Origin of the sequence: Gilliamella sp. Imp1-1 (genome assembly GCF_001690415.1) — a bacterium.
Lineage (GTDB): Bacteria > Pseudomonadota > Gammaproteobacteria > Enterobacterales > Orbaceae > Gilliamella > Gilliamella bombi.
In genome coordinates, this window is record NZ_LZHK01000013.1 from 39,438 (window position 1) to 65,823 (window position 26,386).

Genomic DNA, 26,386 nt, shown 5'->3' on the forward strand with positions numbered 1-26,386 from the left:
AAAAAGTTTCAGGTAACACTATGTTTCGGTATAATATGTTTCAGTATAAATAGATGCCGCTAACAATTGTTAGCGGATAATCAATTTGTTTACATTTTAAAAATCAAATTTAATTGATACATACTAGTTATTGTTGTTTAGATTCATTGGGCTCGACATTGCGCTCAACAATAGACATTAAGTCAATTGATTGACCAATTGCAAACCGATCGGGGCGATACATAGATTCAACATAAGGGTATGGAATCATATAATTACCAGCCGTCACAGCTCTAGCCAAATAAGCAACCTGCGATCGATAAGTACCATCGCTCACATAGTGATTAATATCAACAGCTGCAACATATCTATCATCACGGAATTCTTGATATTTAATATCATTGCTATCTTCATCTTTCAACAAATTGGCAATTTCCGGTATTGCCTGTAGACTCACACTACTATTTGTGAGATTTTGATTTTCTAACTCAAGTCCAGCGGGTAAAAAATCAACAATTAACGCATCGTGAACTTCTTCTTTGTGTGCCCTAACATCCAATAATACCACCACTAAATCACCCACTTTCAAGTGATCAGGTTGAATTTTGTTACCTTTCAAATCGTAATAGGAACGATTGATAGTTAAAACATTTTCATCACTCGTTGGTGCAGGCGCTTTCTTGCCATAGCCTGAAACGGTAAATTTAATATAAAGTGGTTGTGCATTTTCTGGATTAGAAATCGTTAATCTATTGGCTAAATTAGCAAAACCAAAAGAGCGTGATAAAGTCGAATCAACCTCATTTGACTGCTCGTTGATCACCACATTAAATTTATGTGAAGATTTATGTTGTTCTAATGACCAGCCAGCCACAAATAATGCGTTAAGTTCCTGAGTTGAAAAATAACGAGTATCATTAAGCAAATCAGATAACTGAATTAAATAATCAGCTTGCTTATCAACACTTAAATTATTTTCTACCAATAAAGATAAAACTAATGCATTATCACGAATAGCACTACCATATTCGCCTAACCAAGAATAGCGATTATCATAACTTGTTGTAAATACTCGAGGCATCAAATTATTATAGATATTATCAAAACCAGCCAGCTTGGCGGAAAGCGCTAACTGAGCAACTGGTAATGGTGACAATACTTTAAAATCATTTTCAGTGATCTGTTGATACATCCGATTAATTTCATTACGCATAGGCACAGTGATTTTATTTTGCCTTGCCAACACAGCTAAAGCATAAGCTTTAGTTGCAAATTGCGTATAATTGCTTGCTTGTGAATTATCATAGTAGCTTTGTAACCCATTAAATGCATTGGCATCATAAGTATATTGGCTAATGCGGGTAATTGCGGCATCAAGCTCTTTATTATTGACATTATAACCACGCTCACTTGCTTGGATTAAAAAATCAGTTGCATACACCGTTAACCAATATTCCTCGGCACTGTCTTTGCTCCATAAACCAAAACTACCATTATTACGTTGCATTGATAAAATTCGCGAAATACCTAGTTGTACTTTTTCACGTCGTTTGTCATCTGATTCAGTTTTAATCCCCAATGCAGAAAGCTGCTCTTGGTTTGCATATAACGATGGCATTAAACCACTAACAGTTTGTTCTAAACAACCATATGGATAAGCAAATAACTCTTTAATATACTGAGCAATATTAAGCGGAGGCTGATTTGATACAATTAATTTACCCTCAACGGTATTATCAATCATGTCAACAAGACTACCTTCTGGCAACGACCAACTTTCACCGCCATTTATTGCCATGGAATAATATTGTGTAGTTGCGGAATAACCTGGTCTAACGCCAATGTTCCAAGATCGTTTGATCTGATACTCAGAACCATCTTCTAACAAAATACCCTTAACATTAATGGTAACAGAACCTTTCCCATAGCCATAATCGGCCATGATTGGCACTTGAATAATCTGTCTTTGCTTACTATTTAATGTTAATGTTGTTACTTTAGATGAATCTTGATGAACCAAACCATCAGTAGACACCTCAATCTGCATTGTTTGCGTTTTTTCGGTTAGATTATTCAAATCTAACGCCAAGTTAGCCGTATCGCCACCCGTTAAAAAGCGCGGTGTCGATAATTCAGCAACGACTGGCGAGGCAACTAGCATAGTTTGTTCAGCCTTACCAAAACGTGTATCATCCCACGCTTGTGCCATTATGCGCAATTCACCATTAAAATCAGGCAAAATAAGCTCAACAACGCCCTCGCCATCATCATTTAGCTTAATGGTTTGCAATTGCTGAGCCACAATATTGACATCATTTGATGGTTTTTTGCCGTTAGCGCTAGCACCAAGCATTGCATCACCACCAAAGCTCACATTGACATTACGACCTTTACCTTCAATCAACTTACCATAAACATCATAAATATCGACGTTATAACGTTTACGACCTAAAAACGCACTATAAGGATCAGGGGTAACAAAATTGGTAATATTCAACACGCCAGAATCCACAGCCGAAACCAACACCGTTACCTTACGATCTTTTTGGATTGATTTTTTATCCAATTTAATTTTTATTGGAATGGTTTTTTCAGGCTCTGTCTTTTTCGGTGCTTCGATATTGACATTTAATTGACGATCTGAAGTATCAATTGGTAGATAAAGCAAACCAATAGCTCGTTTAATTGTCTGCACCGCGGCATCGGTTGATGGGCGAATAATCATCGCACTAATATAAATATCATGGCGTCCCCAATCTTGGATTGGAATTTCAACATCAAGACCTTTTTCACCAACAGTGATATCTTTTTTCCATAATATACCATCATTGGTTTCAAGTGAAATATAACCCGAGCCTGCTACTGGAGCTTGTACATGTATTTTAGCAGTATCACCAACCGAATAGGCGGTTTTATCCAGGCTTAATTTAACCTGATCTGGACGAACAGCATTGGTGCCATTGGTATTATCTTCCCAATTATAACCACTTCTAAAACGTAAACTACTGATAATATTATTTTTAGTATCAACAACTTCAATACGATAAAAGCCATAATCATCCGTTTGGTAACTCACTTTAGCTGTACCATTAGCAGCGATAGACAGCGGTTGCTCTTGCACAACGAACTCACTTGAATTGTATGCTTGATACCACCCAGTATGTTCAGACCAAGTCCAATAATAATTATGACGTTCACGAATAATTCTTGCCTTTAAATGACTAGCAGCCAGCTTTTGCCCATCAGTGTTAACATAAGCCACTTCAAATTCAGCATTAGCACCTTTATCAACTGTCGGACTAGTTTCATATTTATCTAATGACCAATCATAATAAGGTGATTGAGAAAATAGTGCACGCACAGCAGGCATTTGCTGATTTGGCCAAATAATTTGGCTGGCATAACGAGTAACAGGGCGTCCTCCTGAATCAAGTAAACTGGCTTGCAAAATAAGTTTAATAGGAGAACTCAACTTACCCCAATCGCTAGTATCAATTCCAACTTGTGCATTACCATTTTTATCTAATGTCGTCTCAATATTATCAAGTTGTCTACCTATACTATTGTCAGTCACATTACCAATTTTATAATCAGCAAGTTCAGGTATTGAATCAATTTTTTTAAGATAAATATTACCTTCTAAATTATTTCCTGCTGCTGGAGCACCATAAAGATACCAACCTTTAACATCAAAATTGACACGTTTATCAAGCGTAATAGGCTTATTGGATGCGGTCGTAATTTCCATTGCCATACGCTCTGGTAAAAATTCTTCCACACGGAACCACACATAACGGTAATTATCGTCGCCTAAATTAAAACGAAATGCCCATTTACCCGTTGCTGCATTAGCTGGAATAACATATTGCCATTGATATAAACCGTTAGATTTTGCTTTAGCATCGACAGTAAAATTCTCAACAACTTGATTATCGGGTGACATAACATCAACCACAATTGGTTGCAAAGGCAATGGCTTACCATCAGCATTACGCAAAAGTGCATTAAAATAGACCGTCTCTTGTGGGCGATACAAATCACGAGGCCCAAAAGCAAATAGTTGTTTTTGATAAAAAGTAGACCCCGTTAAATTATATTCACTTAAATTTAATGCGCTACGATCCAAATTCACCAAAGAAATTTGATTACCATCACTTGCCGTAAGTAGTGCATAATCCATATCTTTTGGCAAAGTGACTTCAGCATAACCTGTAGCATCAGTTTTAGCCGAAATAGTGGTACAGTTTTTATTACTATCTCGAATACTTTTGTTACATAAAATCGATATATTTACATCAGCAAATGGTTTTCCATTGTCAAGTCCATGGGTAATAACAGATAATTTACCATTGTTGTAAGCATGAACCGCAACACCTATATTACTGATCGAAAATAGCGATGCAGGATTTGTATAATCGTAACTTCCTGCTTGATTCATAACAGCTAAATAAATCCCTTCTTGCTGAAGTTGCGGAATGGATGATAAGTTAAGTAATACGGTTTCTTGCGAATTACGCTTAGGATTAAGATCAAACCGAGACGTATAAACTAAATCAGCAAATTTATTAATATTCTTTGAATTCCAAGCTGACACTTGGTTAATAAAACCATAATCAGCGATAAAATCAGATAACTGTTCAGGTTTAATTTTAAAGAAATTAACATCAATTTTATTAACATTAAGCGTAGTAACAGGTAAACCTGTCATTGATTTGCTTGGCAACAAAAAACCATTACTAGCAAATCCCACCATCGGCAGGCGATCTTGAGTTTTAATTTCTGCTTGGTAGACTTCTTTTAAGCTGTTGCCATTAATTGCAGCTAACATCTTATCAATGGTGAGATCTAATTGACGATTTGGTTCAAGATAGCGATGTCTTAATTCTAATCCGTTATCCGACAACTCCCAAGCTCCGTCAACATTACCCGTTTGGCGATCAACTAAACGAAGCAAATTAGAAAAATTGAGTTTAGGATTTAAAGGAACCGAAAAGGTAATAACTAAAGTACTTGAACCATCAATAATGACCTCTGAACTATCAATAACAGTTAATTCTTTACCGTGATATTTTTCAACTAATTCTGGTGTGGGGTTAAAGGCTAGTTTTGACGATTCATCTTGTACGATATCGTTGTCATCACTAGGATTGCTAATATCAGCGGTTGTATTATTATCAATAACTTTTGTTTCTGATTGCGTTTCTGCCTGTTCAGCGCGTGTGTTTTGTTCAGCGTCTTTATTATCACAACCAGCTAATGCTAACAGCAGGCTAAATACAACTAAATGCTTTACTAACCCCATTTTCCACCCCATAAACAATAATTCTTATTACTAATTATTTTTATCTAATTTTTAACCACATATTATGTACTACCTTCGACCTTTTAGCAAAGGGTGTTTAGTAAGAATAGTTATAGTGGATTGGCTGAAAAATGTAGCCGACTTAAAGTTACTCATATTATCCATAATATTCGCCTTGTAAGATATTCAAATTTGTACTAACCTCTATTTACCTAATAAAACCCAATTTATCAATCCCTAATTATCGTACTAACAACCTAGCTTAGTTGAGGGCACTTTTTGGTACTAGGATAAAGCAGGCATATGAACTTTACGATATTATGGCAATATTGTGGGCGTTTATTTTGCTCAAAATTGTTCAGGTAGACTATTGATTTTATTAAGGTTTTTATTATTATTTTTAAATGGAATCATACACTTATAAGCTAGTTTTTTATTACGTTGAATTTGGCTTTTTAAGAAATAAGAAAAGCACTTTTGTTATTTGATAATGGCTATTAATAAAAACTTGTTAATAACAGCTAGTTAATAACAAATACACAAGCTTTAAAATTGTATTGGTCGGGCGTTGTTTTGGCTTTTAGTCATTAAAGTGCTAGCTTTGCCTGCTCAGCGCCCAACTTGCGCCGTGGCTTTATTCTTTTGTTAGATTATCCTCTCACACCATAAGCACCTTCTGCGTCCTAATGATTAAGAAATAAACGCTAAAAACTAAGGCGCGGTGCAAACAGTATAGTAACGGTAGGAGGCACCGCTGCTGATGACGTTGCCACCGCCTGAGCTAACAAGGAACTGATCACCTCTGTATGCTCCCACATCACTCGTCCAAAAGTAGGTGTTGGCGAATCCCGCATCAGCATAATAGGTTATGGGGCCCCACTCAGTAAAAAATCCATTACCTATTCTTCGTTGGTGAATGTTATCAGATGATGATGACGTGACATTATCTATGCCATTTATACAGGGGAAACTCGTGTACATACCACACTTTGCATTGGTTAAATCTCTTACCTGCGGAAGGCGATAACTCAAACTATTACACCATTTTGTTTGATTAGAAAATATATCCCCCCACAGATCTTGCCACCGACTGACGAACCATTGCCTTAATACAAATCCATATTTTACTACTTCAACGCCATCTCTATCCCTACCCACTAACTCAAACGTCTGCGGTAACCTTGGTACAGTAATTCGTCTAGGATTCGGATTATCCCATTGATTTCTTGCCTCTGGACCTGTTAGCTTAACGCGAGCTACAACTTGTTCCAAGTCCTCATAAGGAATCCACCATTCACGAGCTACAACATTTGTCACTGTTGCAGTAATTCCCTCATGCGTGACTGGTTCCCATGTCAATTCTTCTGGTTCTATTCCTGTTATGAGTAAATCAAAATATAAATTATATGCACCCGTGGTCGGGAAATTTTGATTATATGATTCAGGATTGACTGATTGAACTAAAAAGCCTTTATTCTGATTCCATATGTCAGCTGGACCTGCGTATTTACCATTACCCCAAAATAGATTTGGCCTTACATAATTGATAACTGCCGACGGTATTATTATTGCATCACTACGATTACCCGCTCGAGCTTTTTTACCATTCGCCTGTACATCCCATGACGATGACAATAATAACAATGCTAATACTAGCAAAGCTGTTTTAGGTGATTTGAGCGATAATTTCGATAATGCTTTGAGAGATAATTTCGAAGATATAAATAAGTTTCGTGTAAAAACTCGTCGAATAAGATTATTTAATAAATTTAAGACATAGGTTTGCCTATGTCTTAAATGATAATGCATTATGGTTAACCTGTCAAGTAATTATTTGTTTTATTTATATTTTTATAATTATTTGCTTGTTTAATAAGCTTATTTTCCTATAGCGATAAAAGTATAACCATTTAAAAAATTGTTGGCTAGTTTTTTGGCGGAATTTTTTGTAAAGAAATGTAAATTTTAGAAAAACACTGAGATGTTTATACTTTGTGGTTAAAAAAAACTCTAAAAACTCATAAGGTACTTTTCCCGAAATCGCTTAAGATTTTGCATTCTATAGATCGGTTACACTAAATCATACAACTTTTTTAAGGGGTAAGGTAAACTTATCACAACTAAAAAAGGAACAAATATGAATAAGATTAAACGCAAAAGACGAACATTCACAGATGATTTTAAACAGCAAATGGTCAGTCTTTATCAACATGTAAATCACGTAGTGAAATCGTTGCCGAATATGATTTGACACCATCAGCTTTGGACCGTTGGATAACGCAAGCAAGCCAAAGCGGCTCATTTAAAACAAAAGATAATCGCACTCAACAAAAACAATAGTTAATCGTTTTGCGCAAAGAGCTTAAACAACTCCATATGGAAAACGATATTCTAAAGCAAGCAACACTGATAATAGAACGAAACTTGCTACCCTAAAAGCAAATCGATATCATTATAACATAACAAAACTATGTCAATATTTAGAATGGCACAACCATTTAGCCAACCTAAATACCTACCTTATTTAAATATATGATGCAATTGATGTTCAGCTACTTTTCTATTTATCTTTTATTTTTATCAAAAAAGTTTTATAGTTTTTGTTACACTATTTTAGTGTAATCGTTACATAATTATTTAAAAAAGTATAAATATAAATCAAGCCCAACCTTACAGTTAGGGCTTTGTTTTTTTTATTAGAGTTATTTTTGTTTAATACTATAAATCCACTTACAGATTAAAAGGTTAAGGGGTAACACATAACCCTGGATAATAGCTAATATCTTCTCCATAATTTTCCATAGCATTCACTATGCCACTTTCCCCGTAAATTAAAAACATATAATCCTTATTCTTACTATAACCTATATAGTGAGCGTTAGCGCTAAACTGAGACATCGGGTAGTTACTATAATTTCCCCACTCTGTAAAAAAACCGGCACCTATTTGACGTTGGTAATAATTTCCATTTGAGAAAGGCATCGCACCATCCACCCCATCTATACACGGAAAATGACCATAAGGAAGATTATTTATATCTATAACACCACATTTTGCATTGGTCAGATCCTCTATTTTTACCGCACGATAATCTCCTAAACGACTACACCACGTATCGATAGGCGCCTTCTCACCATAATGCGGTAAGCTGCCTCTAGCTACAAACCATTTTTGCAATACAAACCCGTATTTTACTTTATTACCATGGTTATCTTCGCCCACTAATTCAAATGTTTGTGGTAAATTTGGTTTGTATATTCGATTAGGAAAACTAATCATGTCATCCCATTCCACAGTTGGGCCCTTTAAAGTAACTCGTGTTCCCCCTTTACGGTCAAACTCGCTATAAGCACGATCATCTGGCGGCACTAATTCTATTGTCGCCGTTATTCCTTCTTTTGTAACTGAAGACCAAGTTAGCTCTTTTTCGTCTATTCCTCCAATTTCTAAATAAAAATACACATTATCACCGCCCGTCGTTGGAAAATTACGAGCGTATGATTCAGGGGTAGCCGTTTGGGTAAGAAAGCCTCTATCTGGATCCCATATATTTGCTGGACCGCGATGGAATTCATCAGCTACAGTTCCTCGACCACCATACATAAACCCTGCCCTGGCATAGCAAACAGCTGGTGAGTCTTTTGGGTTAATGTAATACGATGTGGTGGCAGCACTAACCATAATATGGTCAGGTGTGCCATATTTTGTTTTTAATGTGCTATCAGTATTACTTAATACTACTTTATAAGGTGCATGGCATATCGTTAATACTTCACTACGATTAACAGCTCGATTATTTTTATCAGTAATTTTTACTGATATTTCGCCAGTTGCTGAAACTTGACCATCACCATCATCATCACCCCAATAGTTATATGGTTCTGTAACAAGTGTGTTTAACGGTATATTTAGCTCGCTAGAATTTTTTGATAGTGGAACAAACATACTAATATCAGTAAAACGTTCCCCACTCTTAGGTAACACAATTGGATTTGCAGTGGTTGAATCATTAGTTGAAGGTGTAATTATTGTACCGTCAGATAACCGAATACCTAATAACCCATCCGACGAAGTTATCTTAGTTTGCCCACCATCGACCGTAAAATATGGTTCAGATCCTTGAATAGCATTGGCAGAATAAGATGTTAATGCTTGTGAACCAAAAGAGTACAATAGTAATGAAGCTAAAAATATAACGTTTGATACTAAATTTCGCATTAAATCAGGCAATAATTTTTTAGGCAATGTCGAGAATATAAATGAGATGAACGTAAAAATACGGGTAGCACGATAACACTGTAAAGCTAAGATATCGATTTGCTGAGATTTAAAATAGTTTGACATAATATCCCTCTGTCAGATTTTTTTTATTTTACTCTAATTTCGATTACTAACACTCAATCTTCTGAGTTTTTTCAATTATTAAAGTATAGCTATTAAAAAAAAATTTGACTACTTTTATGAAATTTTTTTTATAAAGATTTGTAAACATTTGTAAACGTTTTTTACAATTAAGCTTTTGGGTTAATTTTAATTGCTTTAAACTTTGATAATTTTAGGAAAACTCCAAGTTGTTTACACTTCATGGTTAAAATAATCCGCTAAAAAATCATAAGGCATTTTCCCTGAAATCGCTAAATATTTGCTGATTATGTCATATCTCAATTCAAAGTTTGTATCACTCTTTCCGCTTTGCCATTCGCTTGTAGTCACAGGTAAATAAATAATATTAGTTTATGATTAAACATGATTTCAATTTCAGTAATTATTGATCCGTAATAATTTGCATACCATGTTGTCGTCCCGTCTGCATAAGGGAAATAATTTGTTTAATTTTGCCTTCATTAATTAAATTACTGACAGCAGGAGTATTAATAAGCACTTCAAACAACGCTTTACGCCCATTTTTTGTTAATATTAGCTTTTGACTGATAATTGCTCTTAAATTATTTGATAATTGTGTGCGAATAAAGTTACGCGAACTTTCATCAAATACATCAATAATACGATTAATACTTTGAATAGCAGAGCATGTATGTAACGTAGCAAAAACTAAATGCCCTGTTTCTGCTACTGTTAATGCAGTTTGGATAGATTTTTTATTACGCAATTCCCCAAGCAATATTATGTCAGGATCTTGCCTTAAAAGGCTATCAAGTGCATAGTCAAAATTTGTAAGTTCTCTCTGTTGAATTAATGAATGTTGATTATGATAAATAAACTCAATAGGATCTTCTAAAGTAATAATATGCTTGGATTGAGTTGAGTTAATATATTCAATTAATGATGCAAGTGTCGTTGATTTACCACTTCCTGTTGTTCCAGTAACTAAAATAATACCGCTTTCATTTGTTGTTAGTTTTTTAAAAACCTCGGGCGCACCTATTTCATCTAGATCTGGAATCTGTTTTTTAATCATTCGAAACACTGCCGAAATACCACGCTGTTGATAAAAAATATTGACTCTAAAACGGCCTATTTCAGGAGATTGATAGGCTAAATCAATTTGTTTATCTTGCTGTAATTGTAATTTTTGTGATTCATTAAGTAACGTTAATAGTTCAGATTCTAAATCTAACGGCGATAACTTTTTGTTTGATACACACTGTAATTGTCCATTAATGCGAATGCGTGCAACTTCACCACTTGAAAGGTGCAAATCGGATGCTTTTTGCGTTACACTAAGCGACAACATCGATTTTAACATTATATTTTACCTATTAGTTTATTAATTGGGAATTAACATGAATACAGTACGTGACAATTTACTTACTATAAAAAACACAATTCAAGAAATAGCAAAAAAATGCGAACGAGATCCCAATACAATCGAACTTATTGCGGTCAGTAAAACAAAGCCAGTAACCTTAATCAAACAAGCGATAGATGCAGGTCAACTATCTTTTGGTGAAAACTATGTTCAAGAAGGCGTTGAAAAAATCCAGTATTTTAAACAAATACTTCCCAATACTTTATTAACTTGGCATTTTATTGGTCCATTACAATCGAATAAAAGCAAATTAGTCGCCGAACACTTTGATTGGATGCATACCATTGATCGATTTAAAATTGCTCAACGTTTAAATGATCAGCGCCCAGCTAATATGGAAAACTTAAATGTACTTATTCAAGTTAATATTAGTAAAGAAGCTAGCAAGTCGGGGGTTGATCCTGAACAAGTTTCTGATTTAGCAAAACAAATTATAACACTACCCAATTTAAATTTACGTGGATTAATGGCGATCCCTGAAATTGAAAATGATTTTGACAAACAACTAAACGTCTTTAACAAAATGCACGAACTTTTGCGTTCTTTACAAACTGATTATCCATTTATGGATACATTATCCATGGGCATGAGTGGCGACATGCAAGCTGCTATTGTTGCTGGTAGCACTATGGTTAGAATAGGTACAGCGATCTTTGGAGCAAGGCAGTATTTGTGATATATTGCCCCAATAGTTTATTTTAAGGAGTCTTAAATGACATCGCTTTATTTTCTAGGTAATACCATCTTAACGGTATGTCTCTATGTTTTAATTTTGCGTTTATGGATGCAACGTGTGCGTGTAAATTTCTATAACCCATTTACCCAATTTATCGTACGAATAACTCAACCTGTTATCGGTCCACTACGCAAAGTCATTCCTTCTATTAAACAAATAGATACCGCTACATGGGTTCTTTTATATTTTGTTGCCGTCATTAAAATTATTTTTATTTCCTACTATGGAATGATTAATGAATCAATTTGGACTAGTAAATACCTACTTTATGCTATTGCTGTCATAGCTCATGCATTTGGGCATTTATTATTCTGGTTATTACTATTTCGAGCAATTCTAAGTTGGGTTAGCCGTGGACAATCAAACGCGGATGAATTACTTGCTCAGTTAACTGAACCACTTATAGCACCAATTCGCCGTATTGTGCCACCGCTTGGAATGATTGATATCTCATTTATGATTTTTGTATTTATTTTAATGTTTTTAAATATGCTCGCTGTTGATGTATTTGGTTATTTATGGATTGTGCTTTAGATTAAAATCAAAGGGAGCTGTAGCTCCCTATTTTAAATGATATGGTCTTCCCAACAAATCACATCTTTTTCATAAACAATCCGATTTTTAACCGATATCTTCAGCTTATGCATAAGCTTTTTATTACCCGTAATAAGCGGATGCCAATGAGGCAATTGTCCTGTTTCAGAAAAATAACGATAGGTACAGGTTAAAGGTAACCATTCAATGGTAAGGAGGTTATCACGAGTCAACTTGATACAATCGGGTTCATAATCAAAACGTCTATTATAATGTTTACATTGACAAGTATTGGAGTCAAGCAAATTACAAGCAACATTAGTATATAAGATCTCGTCTGTATCTTCGTCCATCAATTTATTTAAGCAACATTGACCACAACCATCACAGAGCTGTTCCCATTCTTCATCACTCATCTGAGCTAATGTCTTATATTCCCAAAATGGCTCAATCATACTTTGAAATCATCTTCTTTTAGCATTTGTAAGAAAAATCCATCAGTTTTAATCTTTTCTTCTATTTCAGTGGCGGTACCAACTACAAATTTTCGTTTACCGTCAAGTAATACTTTCATGACAAAAACAGGTGAACCAAAAATAGACATTACTTTTTCAGGAATCGTTGAAAAATCATTTTTATGTTCCATATATAGATAGCAGTTCTCTTTTTTGGTACTTCGGTAAATATAACACCACATCATAAAATAAAACCTTTACTCATTAATACTATTTATTAAGACAATTTTGTAAATAAACACCTGCACCAAACAAGCCTGGATCTTCATGTGTTATTACATAAACAGGAATTTTTTTGACTAAATAGGACATACGACCTTTATGTTCAAAAGCATCTCTAAATGGAGATGTTTTAAAAAATTCGATAAAGCGTGGCACAATACCCCCAGCAATATAAACGCCACCTTGTGTATTAAGTGTTAATGCCAAATTACCACCAAAACGCCCCATAAAAGTACAAAAATAGGTTAAAGTTTGCAAGCAAAGTGGACAACTTTTAGATAGCGCTTTCTCAACAATAATGTCGGGTGTAATCTCTATTACTGGTTGATTATTAATTTGTAACAACGCTTGATAAATATTAACAATACCATTGCCTGATAAAAACCGCTCGGTAGAAACACGCCCAAATTTTTTGCGAAGTTGCACTAAAATACGGTCTTCATCATCACTTATCATTGGAAGCTCTGTATGCCCCCCTTCTCCTGACAAACTAATCCAACGTCCATTTACTTTAATTAAATGTGACACTCCAAGTCCTGTACCTGCACCATAAATTGCAATTGGATAATCTAAATCAGGTTCATCACCACCAATCTGAACAAGATCTTGTTTAGATAATTTAGGAATTGAAGTTGATACTGCTGTAAAATCATTAATTACTTCTAGTTTTTCAAGATTAAGTTCCTTAACTAATTCAGATCGTGAAAACGACAAATCATTGTTTGTCATGCTAATTATATCTTCATCATTAATCGGACATGCAATTGCAATACAAGCCATTTTTATAGTAACTGATTGAGCTTGTAAGTAATTCTTAATTAATTTTAGCAATACATCATCCTTTGCAATAAGAACTTTAGTTATTGCTGATAACTCATTTGTAGCCAAATTATAAAGCGCAAATCGAGCATTAGTTCCACCAATATCGGTGACAAGTGCATATTGATTCATGTTACTTCCTTTATGATAAATTAATTCTTTTTAGTTAAAATAATAAGTTTGCCCATCAATCGATGAAAGTATATTGCTGATATTAATAATTATTTATATTAAATTATCCTAAGCAGTTAGTACGATAAGAATTTCATCTAATATATTAAAAAACTATCGAATAAAAACTCAATTTAAATCAATAAATCTACAACCACTTTTTAAGTTTAAAATAAATATAAGGAGCAACGCCTGCTAGCAACATTAATAGTAATGAAAACGGATAACCATATTCCCATTTTAATTCTGGCATAAATTCAAAATTCATACCATAAGCTGAAGCAACTACCGTTGGGGGTAAAAACACAACAGATACAACCGAGAAAATTTTGATAATTCGACTCTGTTCAATATTGATAAAACTGGTTGCAGCTTGCATTAAAAAGTTTACTTTTTGGAATAATGACTCATTATGTGGAACAAGCGATTCAATATCGCGAATAACTTCACGAGCTTGTTCTAATTGATCTACTGGCATTTTAGCTCGACGAACTAAATAGTTAACCGCACGTTGGCTATCCATCAAACAAAGGCGAACTTTCCACGCGGTATCTTCAAGTTCAGCCAACGAGGTGATAGCTTCATCGTAATGCTCTTGAGCTGAGCGATCCATAATAATTAAACTTAATTCTTCGAGTTCACTGTAAATATTTTCAATTTGATCTGCTAACTGTTCAACTTTAACTTCAAATAAATCAAGTAATACTTCATAAGGATTTCCATCGTTCATTCCTTGATAGCGCGATCGCATGCGATACAAACGAAATGCTGGTAAATCTCGCTCACGTAGTGTAAACAAACGACCATTATGCACTGTAAAAGCTACTGTTGAGTTGCCTGCACGATCTTCTGCATCTTCATAAAAAAAGAAAGAGTGGACATGTAAACCTTCGTTATCTTCAAAAAAACGAGCTGACGCTTCAATATCGTCAAGTTCAATACTTGTTGCTAAGTTTTGTCCTAAATGTGTTAAAACAAAATCTCGATCGGCTTCTTCTGGCTCAATTAAATCAATCCAAGTTGCATTATTTATATCGCCTTCATTAATTTTTACTAATTGTTTGTTTTTCAATCCAAACGCATTAATCATAAGGCCTCCTATAGGAAAAATCTTTTAGAACATCACATTAACAAATGTCTAGCATTATACTCGCTATGACAGCAAATTCCTATGTTTAAACCAATCTTTCTAATCTTTATAAAATGGGAGAAAAATTCCATTATTAAATTAAATTCGCTGATATTACTACAGTCTCATGTTACAATATGTAGCTTAAAATACTTATGTCATGTTTAGGAGTTAATAATGGCCAATAGAGGAATAAATAAAGTTATTTTAGTTGGTAATTTAGGTCAAGATCCCGAAGTTCGTTATATGTCTAACGGTAATGCAGTTGCGAATATTAGCATTGCAACATCAGAATCATGGAAAGATAAACAAACCAATGAATACCGTGAACGTACTGAATGGCATCGCGTTGTTATATTCGGTAAATTAGCTGAAATTGCTGGCGAATACTTAAAAAAAGGTTCCCAAATTTATATTGAAGGGCAATTACAAACTCGAAAATGGCAAGATCAATCAGGGCAAGATCGTTACACAACTGAAGTTGTAGTTAACCCAATTGGTGGTACTTTACAAATTTTAGCAACACGCAATAACAGTGAAGGCATTGATAATAATTCACAAAATTGGGGGCAAAGTGCAAATAATTCTTCATCTGCACCAGTGGCTCCTTCTCGCCCTCTAACACAAAATACACCTGCACAGCCTGCGGCGACTCCAGAACCACCAATGGATTTCGATGATGATATTCCATTTTAAGTATTAAAAGTTCAATTTGATTTTATGAAAGGAGTCGAACATTACTCCTTTCAAACCTTAATTCGATATCACATTTTATCTACTAATTCATAAAAATTATTCAGGCTTGACATTATTTCTATTAATATTAGACCTAAAATTATCAGTGTAGTACCTACAATTTTTTCAAACATGGTAATAAAATCCGATACCGAATTACAACTACCTCCATATATCATTTTCTGTTTATTTCAATTATACTTAGCTGCAAATTTTGTCGGATTTAAAATAAATCTATGTTGGAACTTATACAAACTGTCGGCTTTGGTTTAATTTTATTTATTCCTTTAACGAATCCTTTAACCACTGTGGTACTGTTATTAGGTCTATCGGGCGATATGACCAATGAAGAGCGGAATTACCAATCAAAATTGACCTGTATTTATGTGTTTATAATTATGGTTGTATCGTTTTATTGTGGGCAACTAGTAATGAGCACATTTGGCATATCGATTCCCGGATTACGCATTGCTGGTGGCATGATTGTTGGTGTTATTGGCTTTAGAATGTTATTTCCACAACAACCATCACACAAAACTCTTGAAGCAGATGCAAAAAAGAAAGAGATCTCAAATAATATCGCTTTTGTTCCTCTCGCCATGCCAAGTACAGCAGGCCCCGGAACTATAGCAATGATAATAAGCATGTCATCAACAGTAAAAAGTGGTGGCTATAACGTTTCAACTTGGGTTGTTTATACTGCTTCGATATTAGTGCCTTTATTGTTATGTATTATTCTTTGGTTTTGTATGCGCAGTGCAGGTAGCATAATGCGCTTTATGGGGAAAAGTGGCATTGAAGCCACTTCAAGAATTATGGGCTTTTTATTAGTTTGTGTTGGAACTCAATTCATAATTAATGGCATTAAAGAAATTGTATTGAATTTTCCTAATATTTAATATTAGAAATCAACTAACAAAGCTAAAGATTTGGTATGTTTTTAATCATTTCTACCCGCATTAAATAATCATAAAGCGGAACTAATTGTTTAAAACCTTTAACCAGTTTATCAGGTAAATCGCTATTTAATACATCCTCAATATGATTACTTGTCACCATAACCGCAATATTTTTACGGTTATACCAAGTTGCAACTTTTTTGTCCTGCTCTTTAATTAATGGGCGTTTATAACTTTCACCAACAAGCTCAAATGGTTTTTTGACGCAACGTGTCATTGCTAAAAATTTCTTAGTATCGTTAAGAATCTCGTCTCGAAAGATATCCATCGTTTGTTTTGATGAACAATAATAACCAAGTCCATATTGATAACTACTTGGGCTAATTTCAAAAAAATAAGCGGGCGCTTCTTTCCAATCTTTATTTGGTCGTTTAAATGTCAACCATAATCGGCTACGATAAAGTGATTTATCATTTGAAAAACGAGTATCTCGATGTATTCGTGAAATCGTTTTACCAATAGCAGGGCGAGTTTCAAACCACTCATCAATTTTGAGCATCTCTGGTGTTAATTGTTCAACCAAAAGCCTAAACGGTTTAACTAAATCGTTATCATAAATAGCACGATGTTCTTCAAACCACGGTTTACTGTTATTAATCCAAGCGTCTTGCAAAAAATTAAGCCCAGCTTGGGTAAAGCCAGTAAAGTTTGCCATTGCTTACTCCTTAAATAACGCTCTTACTTTTTCTAAATCTTCTAAAGTGTCTACACCAATTGCTGGAGGTTGTTTTGCCACAGCGACATGAATTTTTTCACCGTACCAAAGTACTCTTAATTGCTCTAACATCTCAATTTGTTCAAGCGTTGATGGCGCCCATTTAATATATTGACGAATAAAGCCAGCACGATAAGCATAAATACCAATATGACGAAGATAAAAATTACCTATACTCGATGGTTTTAACTGTTCAGTTAATTTCGCAAAACGATCGCGCTCCCAAGGTATGGTAGCCCTTGAAAAATAAAGCGCATAACCATCTTTATCTGTCACAACTTTAACTGCACCAGTATTAAATGCTTCTTCAACAGAATCAATTGGCACAGCTAACGTTGCCATTCCCGTTTTATATTGCACTAAATTTTCAGCCACTTGATTAATAATAACAGGCGGTATTAAAGGTTCATCCCCTTGTACATTAACAATAACCTCATCATCAGTAAACTGATAAGTATTTATCACCTCTGCCAGCCTTTCTGTACCAGAATTATGCTTGTCACTAGTAAGAATGACTTCACCACCATACTCTTTGATTACCTCATAAACTTGTTGATGATCTGTTGCAATAATCACTCGATTAGCTGATGATTTTTTTGCTTGCTCCATCACACGAACAATCATAGGTTTACCATGAATATCCGCTAGTGGCTTACCTGGTAAACGGCTCGATGCATACCTAGCGGGAATAATAACCGAAAAGTTCATAATTAAAGACCTTATTATTTATTCTTGAATACATTCAGATTGGTTAAGTGGTTTAGCTTCACATTCTAGCAGCACCGGAATATTATCTTTAACTGTATAAACTAAATTATCTGCATGACAAATTAACTGCTGATTAGTAGCATTATATTGCAATCGACCATGGCATTTAGGACAAGCAAGTGCGTTTAATAGGATATCTTTCATTTTTTCTTCTCTTGGGATTTAGTCTCAGCTAGTAATAAACAGATTTGATCAATAACTTGCACAGGTATTACCGCATCGATGGGCAGATACCACCAATTTTGTTGAGCAAATTGTCTACATTTAACTGCATCTTTTTCAGTCATTAAAAGTGTTTGTTTATTACGTGTAACATTATTTAACAACGGTAAAGTAAATTTTTGATGATCGGCAAAAGAAACGGTTTCGACCACATCCACTTGCATTTTACCTAACATATCAAAAAAACGTTTTGGATTACTAATACCTGCAATAGCGCATATATTTGACAACGAAGATAACGCTCTTTTTTCTTGAGAAAGTAAATTCACTGCATACAATGGCATTAATTGCATAGTAAAGGTTTTATTAGGATACTGCTGCGCTAAATTATTTACGCTATCACCATTAATGACGATAAGATCAACCGATTTTAATCGACTTTCACGCTCTCGCATGGGTCCTGCTGGCATCCACCATCCATTACCGAATAGGCGCTTTCCATCAATCACAACCACTTCAATATCACGCGCTAAAGCATAATGTTGTAAACCATCATCAGTCAAAATAACATCTAATTGGTACTGCTTTAATAACGCTTGAACAGCCTCAGAGCGATAAGGTGAGACAGCAATAGGTACATTAGTACGTTGATAAATAAGCACAGGTTCATCACCTGCTTGTTCAGTTGTAGTGGTATTATCTAAAATAAGCGGATAATTATCAGCCTTTCCTCCATATCCTCGTGAAACAACTCCAACCTGTAAGCCTTTTTGTTTTAACGATTCAATTAAACTAATAACTAGTGGCGTTTTACCGTTACCGCCAACAGATAAGTTGCCAATAACAATAACAGGTACGGGAGATCGCCAAGATTTTAAAATACCAACTTGATATAAAAAGCGACGGAAAATAGCAATCAAACCATATAATAAAGAAAATGGTATGAATAACCAAAATAAACGATTTTTACCATACCACAATTTTTCAATCATAACTTTAACATCACTCAATTACATTTAGTAAAATTGTTTTATATCTCAATATAACAATTGTTATAGTTGCCTATAGCAAACGATAGCCTATTTTACTCATAATTTGGTAAACTACCAAACCAATCATGATACCATCTAGGTTTAATTTCACCTCGCATAGTTTTTAGCTTCCATGTTTGTTTATCAAAAAAAAGACTTATTTGACCTGTTCTAGCAGTAACATAATAGTCTAATTGTAAATCTTTATACTTTGCCATTACCTTATTGGAGGGGAGTTTCCAAGGATTATAACGAGATGTAGACGCCAAAGACTTTACTGGTTTAACATGATTTAAAAATGTATAACTTGACGATGTACTACTACCATGATGGGGGATTTGTAAAATAGTAGACGTTAGCTGATTTCGATATTTAGTAACTAACTGATATTCCTGATTACGTTCTAGATCTCCAGTTAACAATACAGAAAAACGTCCATCGGTAACTTGCACCACACAGGAATCCTTATTTTGAGCATCGCTAACTAGCTGATTAGGCCACAGCACATTAAACGTCAGATCATTCCAAATAACACTATTACCGGCTAAGCATTGATAATCATTATTAAAGTCAGAAGACGAACTCATTAACCATGCCTCAGGATAAATAAGTTGAATTAATTTCAAACCGCCAACATGATCATTATGTTGATGACTAATAATAATACCTTGTACATTCAAATTATGCCATTGTAGAAAAGGAATAATAACCCTTTCCATAGCGGAACTTTTTTCCCACTTAGCTCCTGTATCATACAAAATTGCAGACTTACCATCATGGATAACGATAGCTAGTCCATGACCTACATCTAACATGTCTAACCGCCAACGATAGTGTTGCTGTTTAAAAGAAGGGGTAACCAGTATCATCAAAATTACGAGCAAAGTAATGCTAAAGCGTTGCCAAACTCCTGTACGGATTATCACTACAGTTAACCAACCTAAAAGACCTAATAAATAAAAATCTGAAGGGATGTTAATCCATAATTGATTAAGCCAATTTAAACTCAAAAATAGCCATTCTAGAGATTTATCAGCAATTAGCCAAAACCATAAGGCAATAGAAAAACAATCAAAAATACTAAATATTAACGCCAATAAAATGGTAGGAAATGTAACTAATGAAATAACAGGAATTGCAATTAGATTTGTTAAAATCGAAACTCCACTAACACCTTGAAAAACAAAAAACTGAATTGGAAGCAGCAATAAGGTTAACCCACACTGCAAATAAAATATCCTAATTATATACCAACGTTTTTTATGCCTTACTGCTTTGGAAAGCGGCGCCCAATCATGCAAAAAAATTAAAGTTATTACTGCATAGCAAGATAACCAAAAACTTTCAGATAAAATCATCAATGGATCAAATAATAATAACAACGCAATGATCCGATTGATTTTTTGCCATGAACTTATTTTATATTTTTTATAACGAAAATAGATCCAAATTGACAAAGCAACCATAGCTCGCAAAGTAGGCGGATTAAAACCTGTTAACCATGCATAAAAAAATGCACATAACCACCCTATTATAATTGGTACAAAAAAATAGATAAAACGCTTTGGAATAAAAAACAGTATAGCTTTAGCCAAAAAGCAACTAAGTCCATAAACAACTAAAATATGCATACCAGATATAGCCATTAAATGAGCAATACCTGTTTGCATCATTACCATACGATGCTCGTCATCTAATTGAGAACGATCACCAAAAGCAAGGGCTAGCAAAATACCTTTATAACTAAATAAATCGATATAAGGTATAGCCAAATCAGTAATATATTGTCTTAAGTCAGATTTATCATTTAATAACTTGGCATCAACCAATTTAGCCGATAATAAGCTACGATTTGCTATCGAAAAACGTTGGCTATCAAATCCTCCATCATTTAAGTATCCATGTACAACTTTTGTTTTTAGTGTCAATTGCCAAATTTCCCCAGATTTAGGAGGATCTAACCTATCCCAGTAAACAGAAATCGGAATATCATTTGCAAGCGTAACATCTGAAATGGAAAAAATAGAAAATGACATGTAATAAGGTCCGTTGACCGTTGCTGCCTGATGAGTATTGATATTAACTACTTTGGCATGAACAACTAGCGTTTTATCAATATAAGGAGAAATGTTGGATAAATATTGCTTAGAATAAGCAGTTGACCACAAAAAACCTAAACTAAATGCAACAAAAACAGATAAATACCAACGAAAATTAACAGGAACGGTTAACACAATTAAAAACAAGATAAAAGCAAGTAAACACCAATATAGATCAGACAATAAATGGGGCAAAAAGAGTAATGGCAAACAACCTAATGAAAACATGATAGCCATTAAATCCAAAGAACAAATTTTTTGCACTAGCACCTTACCATCTTTAAATTGAACAATATAAGTTTATCACTTGATATTATAAAAAAATAATTGATGTTGAATTTTTCGATCTTTGTTCCATTTTAATCATTAATCTTAATAAAATTTACTGAAATTATTCGCAATATTGCATATTTTAAAAGAGGGATTTAACGACTTAAATCAACATAACGTTGACTGGTTTTTCCTTAATGATAAATGGTAAAGGTTATTTAAATAAGTAAGTACGACTAGATGATAAAAATTAAACTAGCTAAAACAAAAAAGCCTTTGATTTAACTCAAAGGCTTCCATCTAGGTGTTAAATTTAAAGATTATGCGTTTGCAGCATTATTTACTCTTTCACGTAATTCTTTACCTGGTTTGAAGTGAGGTATATATTTATGTTTCACTTCAACATTACCACCAGTTCTTGGGTTCCTTGCTTTACGTGGAGCTCGATAGTTCAAACTAAAACTACCGAAGCCTCGAATTTCTACACGATCGTTACTTTCCATAGCTAAAGCGATCTGTTCAATGATATCTCTAACTGAATCATCAACTAGTTGAACAGGAAGATGTGTTCGCCAGTTAACAATTCGTTCTACTAAATCTGATCTGTTCATGATCACTCCTAATTTATTTATGTGGCATGTAACTATTTCATTTTATCCCATAAAAGAAAAAGAGGGCAAGCCCTCTTTACTCTTTACATAAATATTTTTTACTCAGTTTTTGATGCAGCTTTAAATGCTTCTGCCATTGCATTAGTAAATGATGCATCTTCTTGAGTTGCTGTGTTGTTTACTGCTGCGAGAACTTCTTTTTCATCAGCTTCATCTTTCGCTCGTACTGATAACGAAATTGCACGAGTTTTACGATCGATGTTAACAATTTTAGCTTCAACTTCATCACCAACTTTTAATACAGTTGTTGCATCTTCAATACGCTCACGAGCAATATCTTGTGCTTTTAAGTAGCCTTCAATACCTTCAGCGATTTCGATGGTTGCACCTTTAGCGTCAACTGCACTTACTGTACCTTTAACTATTGTGCCTTTTTTATAGTTAGAAGCAAAGCTACTGAATGGATCATCTTCTAATTGTTTAATACCTAGAGAGATACGTTCACGTTCTGCATCAACTTGTAAAACAACAGCTTCAATATCATCACCTTTCTTATAAGCTTTAACAGCTTCTTCGCCAGGCATATTCCAAGAAATGTCTGAAAGATGAACTAAGCCATCAATACCGCCCTCTAAACCGATAAAGATACCAAAATCAGTGATTGATTTGATCTTACCGCTAACTTTATCACCTTTATTGTGTGTTTCAGCAAATTGTAACCATGGATTTGGTTTACATTGTTTAAGGCCCAGAGAAATACGACGACGTTCTTCGTCAATTTCAAGCACAACAACTTCAACAACATCACCTAAGCTAACAACTTTAGATGGATGAATATTTTTGTTTGTCCAGTCCATTTCAGAAACATGAACTAAACCTTCAACACCTGTTTCAATTTCAACAAAACAACCGTAGTCAGTTAAGTTAGTTACTTTACCTGTTACTTTAGTACCTTCAGGATAACGTTTAGCGATTGAAACCCATGGATCTTCGCCTAATTGTTTTAAGCCAAGTGATACACGTGAACGATCTTTGTCAAATTTAAGTACTTTAACAAGTAATTCTTGACCAACTTCAACCACTTCACTTGGGTGTTTAACACGTTTCCAAGCCATGTCTGTAATGTGAAGTAACCCATCAACCCCACCAAGATCAACGAATGCACCGTAATCGGTAAGATTTTTGATGATACCTTTAACTTCAGAACCTTCTTGTAGATTTTCAAGAAGTTGTTCTCTTTCTGCACTATTTTCAGATTCAATAACTGCACGACGTGAAACAACAACGTTGTTGCGTTTTTGATCTAATTTAATAACTTTTAATTCGATTTCTCTATTTTCAATATGAGAAGTATCGCGTAATGGACGAACGTCAACAAGTGAACCTGGAAGGAACGCACGAACGCCATTAAGATCAACCGTAAAGCCACCTTTAACTTTACCATTGATAACACCTAAAACTGTTGCAGCATCTTCAACTGCTTTTTCTAGTGTAAGCCATGCTTCATGACGCTTAGCTTTTTCACGAGATAAGATAGTTTCACCAAAACCATCTTCGATTGAGTCAAGAACAACGTCAACAACGTCGCCGACTTGAACTTCTAATTCGCCTTGGGCATTTTTAAACTGCTCTACTGGAATCGCTGATTCAGATTTTAAACCAGCGTCAACTAAAACAACATCTTTGTCGATTGCAACGACAGTACCACGGATCATATTACCAGAACGAGTGTCTAGTTGATTGATAGACTCTTCAAAGAGTTGAGCAAAAGATTCAGTCATATTTATATACTTAAGTTAATTTTAACGTCCACATTACATCCTGTCTTGTGGGGTTGTTTATAATACTCCATACATCCTTATAATGGAGCTAGTTTCACGCTATAATTTAAGTTACAACGCAAGTTTTTCGTTTATATACTTAATAGATTGATTAAAAACATCTTCAATAGACAGTGATGTAGTATCAATTATTAGAGCATCAATTGCAGGTTTAAGTGGCGCAACGGCGCGATGACGGTCTCTTTCATCACGCGCAGTTATTTCCTGCAAAATTTCGGCGAATTTAACATTATTTTGCTTATCTTGCAACTGTTTCATTCGCCTTTCTGCACGAGATTGGGCACTAGCATCAAGAAATATCTTAACAGGGGCATCACTAAATACTACACTGCCCATATCACGACCATCGGCAATCAATCCAGGTGCTTGTTTAAAGTCACGTTGACGTTGTAATAAAGCTACTCTAACCGAATTAATTGCCGCCACTTTTGAGGCAGCTCCCCCCATCTGTTCTGTACGGATTTCTTTAGTCACATCAATCTGATTTAATAACACTTTAACATTACAACCTTGCGTATCAAACGTTAGTGGCAAATTAAGAGCTAGTTGTTCAAGTTTATTGGCATCATCTAGCGCAATATCTTGCTTAAGCGCACTAAGTGCTAGCACACGATAGATAGCACCAGAATCTAAAAGATGCCATTTAAAATGATTGGCTAATGCTTGACATAACGTACCTTTACCGACACCACTTGGTCCATCAACAGCAATAACGGGAACAGATTTATTCATTTCATTCTTCGCTTAATCGTTTAAATTGTTCGAAATAATCAGGAAAAGTCTTCATTGTGCATTTAGGATCTAATATTGTCACAGGTGTATCTGAAAGCGCCACTAATGAAAAACACATAGCAATACGATGATCATTATAGGTTTCGATTTCGGCATGGTTTAATTTAACTGGAGGAATAATAGTAATATAATCGTGACCTTCATCAACAGTTGCGCCAACCTTTCTTAATTCAGTTGCCATTGCATATAAGCGATCAGTTTCTTTCACTCGCCAATTATAAATATTACGAATCGTAGTAGGACCTTTAGCAAACAATGCCGTTGTAGCAATAGTCATTGCCGCATCTGGAATATGGTTCATATCCATATCAATGCCATTTAATTCACCATGTGAACATTCAATATAATCATCAGCCCAAGTGATTTTAGCACCCATTTTTTCAAGTACATGAGCAAATTGGGTATCGCCTTGTAAGCTATTTTTTCCAATGCCAGTTACTTTAACACTACCGCCTTTAATTGCAGCCGCTGCTAAAAAATAAGAAGCAGAAGACGCATCGCCTTCAACTAAATAATCGCCTGACGATTGATAACACTGATTAGCTTTAACAGTAAATTTTTGATAATTGTGATTGGTAACTAAAACACCAAACATAGCCATCATTTTGACTGTAATATCAATATAAGGTTTAGAAACAAGATCACCAATAATAGTAATTTCTGTGTCTTGTTTTGCTAATGGCGCAGCCATTAATAGTGCAGTTAAAAATTGGCTAGATACCGAACCATCAACTTTGATATCACCACCTGTAAAACCGCCTTGAATATGTAGTGGTGGATAGCCTTCATTTTCAAGATAATCAATTCTAGCTCCAACTTGTCGCAAAGCATCGACCAAATGACCAATTGGGCGTTCTTTCATGCGTGGTTCGCCCGTTAACACAATATTATTATTTCCAAGACATAACGTAGCAGTTAAAGGACGCATTGCTGTACCAGCATTACCCAAAAAAAGCTCTAATGCATGGTCGGATTGCAAAATACCGCCCACACCTTGCACATCACAAATCGTGCGATCGTGTGATAACTGGTACTTCACACCTAATGCTGCAAGCGCATCAAGCATATAACGCACATCATCACTATCAAGTAAATTCGTTAACCGTGTATTACCTTTACTCAATGCTGATAGTAATAACGCACGATTAGAAACACTTTTTGAACCAGGCAAATTGATAGTACCATTAAATCTTTTTATCGGTTGTAATGTTAAGGATAACATAAGG

General features: G+C 34.7%; 21 protein-coding genes. 4 read left to right on the forward strand and 17 right to left on the reverse strand.

The window, feature by feature from the left end:
* Positions 1-127: 127 nt before the first annotated feature.
* The 4 genes from A9G38_RS01830 to A9G38_RS01850 form a co-directional block, all read right to left on the reverse strand.
* Positions 128-5,281 (reverse strand): alpha-2-macroglobulin family protein, encoded by a 5,154-nt coding sequence (locus tag A9G38_RS01830; RefSeq protein ID WP_051634190.1) that lies wholly within the window; start codon positions 5,279-5,281, stop codon positions 128-130.
* Positions 5,282-5,992: 711 nt separating this feature from the next.
* Positions 5,993-7,090, reverse strand: coding sequence for a hypothetical protein (locus A9G38_RS01835; protein WP_065623120.1), 1,098 nt, complete (start codon positions 7,088-7,090; stop codon positions 5,993-5,995).
* A 936-nt stretch (positions 7,091-8,026) separates the two neighbouring features.
* Positions 8,027-9,625, reverse strand: a complete 1,599-nt coding sequence (locus A9G38_RS01845; RefSeq protein WP_034912880.1) for a hypothetical protein — start codon at positions 9,623-9,625, stop codon at positions 8,027-8,029.
* Between the two features lie 421 nt (positions 9,626-10,046).
* Positions 10,047-10,988 carry a type IV pilus twitching motility protein PilT gene (locus A9G38_RS01850; RefSeq protein WP_065623121.1) on the reverse strand — a complete coding sequence of 314 codons (942 nt, stop codon included), beginning with the start codon at positions 10,986-10,988 and terminating at the stop codon, positions 10,047-10,049.
* Positions 10,989-11,025: 37 nt separating this feature from the next.
* Here A9G38_RS01850 and A9G38_RS01855 point away from each other — a divergent pair, with 37 nt between their 5' ends.
* Both A9G38_RS01855 and A9G38_RS01860 read left to right on the forward strand, forming a co-directional pair.
* Positions 11,026-11,727, forward strand: a complete 702-nt coding sequence (locus tag A9G38_RS01855) for a YggS family pyridoxal phosphate-dependent enzyme (RefSeq protein ID WP_034912888.1) — start codon at positions 11,026-11,028, stop codon at positions 11,725-11,727.
* Positions 11,728-11,763: 36 nt separating this feature from the next.
* Positions 11,764-12,321, forward strand: coding sequence for a YggT family protein (locus A9G38_RS01860; protein WP_034912890.1), 558 nt, complete (start codon positions 11,764-11,766; stop codon positions 12,319-12,321).
* A gap of 32 nt (positions 12,322-12,353) precedes the next feature.
* On the opposite strand, the gene A9G38_RS01865 is transcribed toward A9G38_RS01860, so the two are convergent.
* From A9G38_RS01865 to corA, 4 genes are all read right to left on the reverse strand, one after another.
* Positions 12,354-12,776 carry a YcgN family cysteine cluster protein gene (locus tag A9G38_RS01865; RefSeq protein WP_034912894.1) on the reverse strand — a complete coding sequence of 141 codons (423 nt, stop codon included), beginning with the start codon at positions 12,774-12,776 and terminating at the stop codon, positions 12,354-12,356.
* A complete protein-coding gene (locus A9G38_RS01870) occupies positions 12,773-13,021 on the reverse strand; it encodes a YcgL domain-containing protein (RefSeq protein WP_080702342.1) in 249 nt (82 codons plus the stop codon). Before A9G38_RS01870 ends, A9G38_RS01865 begins: the two co-directional genes overlap by 4 nt.
* A 25-nt stretch (positions 13,022-13,046) precedes the next feature.
* On the reverse strand, positions 13,047-14,009 hold the full coding sequence (locus A9G38_RS01875; RefSeq protein WP_034912899.1) for a glucokinase: 963 nt from the start codon (positions 14,007-14,009) through the stop codon (positions 13,047-13,049).
* 187 nt (positions 14,010-14,196) lie between these two features.
* On the reverse strand, positions 14,197-15,138 hold the full coding sequence (gene corA / locus A9G38_RS01880; RefSeq protein WP_034912903.1) for a magnesium/cobalt transporter CorA: 942 nt from the start codon (positions 15,136-15,138) through the stop codon (positions 14,197-14,199).
* 216 nt (positions 15,139-15,354) lie between these two features.
* Here corA and A9G38_RS01885 point away from each other — a divergent pair, with 216 nt between their 5' ends.
* Positions 15,355-15,873: a single-stranded DNA-binding protein gene (locus A9G38_RS01885; protein ID WP_034912906.1), complete on the forward strand. Its 519-nt coding sequence runs from the start codon at positions 15,355-15,357 to the stop codon at positions 15,871-15,873.
* Positions 15,874-16,148: 275 nt separating this feature from the next.
* Positions 16,149-16,811, forward strand: coding sequence for a MarC family NAAT transporter (locus tag A9G38_RS01890; protein ID WP_034912908.1), 663 nt, complete (start codon positions 16,149-16,151; stop codon positions 16,809-16,811).
* A 22-nt stretch (positions 16,812-16,833) separates the two neighbouring features.
* Here the strand turns inward: A9G38_RS01890 and A9G38_RS01895 are convergent, their stop codons facing one another.
* The 9 genes from A9G38_RS01895 to aroA all read right to left on the reverse strand — a co-directional run bounded on the left by A9G38_RS01895 (position 16,834) and on the right by aroA (position 26,382).
* Positions 16,834-17,526, reverse strand: a complete 693-nt coding sequence (locus A9G38_RS01895; RefSeq protein ID WP_034912912.1) for a DUF2461 domain-containing protein — start codon at positions 17,524-17,526, stop codon at positions 16,834-16,836.
* Between the two features lie 3 nt (positions 17,527-17,529).
* Complete coding sequence (kdsB, locus tag A9G38_RS01900) at positions 17,530-18,294, reverse strand: 3-deoxy-manno-octulosonate cytidylyltransferase (protein ID WP_034912915.1); 765 nt, start codon at positions 18,292-18,294, stop codon at positions 17,530-17,532.
* A gap of 18 nt (positions 18,295-18,312) precedes the next feature.
* Positions 18,313-18,498, reverse strand: coding sequence for a Trm112 family protein (locus A9G38_RS01905; protein WP_034912919.1), 186 nt, complete (start codon positions 18,496-18,498; stop codon positions 18,313-18,315).
* Positions 18,495-19,508 (reverse strand): tetraacyldisaccharide 4'-kinase, encoded by a 1,014-nt coding sequence (gene lpxK, locus A9G38_RS01910; RefSeq protein ID WP_034912922.1) that lies wholly within the window; start codon positions 19,506-19,508, stop codon positions 18,495-18,497. The genes A9G38_RS01905 and lpxK overlap by 4 nt, the downstream gene beginning before the upstream one ends.
* Before the next feature lie 92 nt (positions 19,509-19,600).
* A complete protein-coding gene (locus tag A9G38_RS01915) occupies positions 19,601-21,910 on the reverse strand; it encodes a DNA internalization-related competence protein ComEC/Rec2 (protein ID WP_051634238.1) in 2,310 nt (769 codons plus the stop codon).
* A gap of 326 nt (positions 21,911-22,236) precedes the next feature.
* Positions 22,237-22,527, reverse strand: a complete 291-nt coding sequence (gene ihfB, locus A9G38_RS01920; protein ID WP_034912930.1) for an integration host factor subunit beta — start codon at positions 22,525-22,527, stop codon at positions 22,237-22,239.
* Between the two features lie 98 nt (positions 22,528-22,625).
* Positions 22,626-24,308: a 30S ribosomal protein S1 gene (rpsA, locus tag A9G38_RS01925; RefSeq protein ID WP_034912935.1), complete on the reverse strand. Its 1,683-nt coding sequence runs from the start codon at positions 24,306-24,308 to the stop codon at positions 22,626-22,628.
* A gap of 111 nt (positions 24,309-24,419) precedes the next feature.
* Entirely contained in the window at positions 24,420-25,100 is a 681-nt protein-coding gene (cmk, locus tag A9G38_RS01930; protein WP_034912938.1) for a (d)CMP kinase, read from the reverse strand.
* 1 nt (position 25,101) lies between these two features.
* Positions 25,102-26,382, reverse strand: coding sequence for a 3-phosphoshikimate 1-carboxyvinyltransferase (gene aroA / locus A9G38_RS01935; RefSeq protein WP_034912942.1), 1,281 nt, complete (start codon positions 26,380-26,382; stop codon positions 25,102-25,104).
* Positions 26,383-26,386 lie beyond the last annotated feature (4 nt).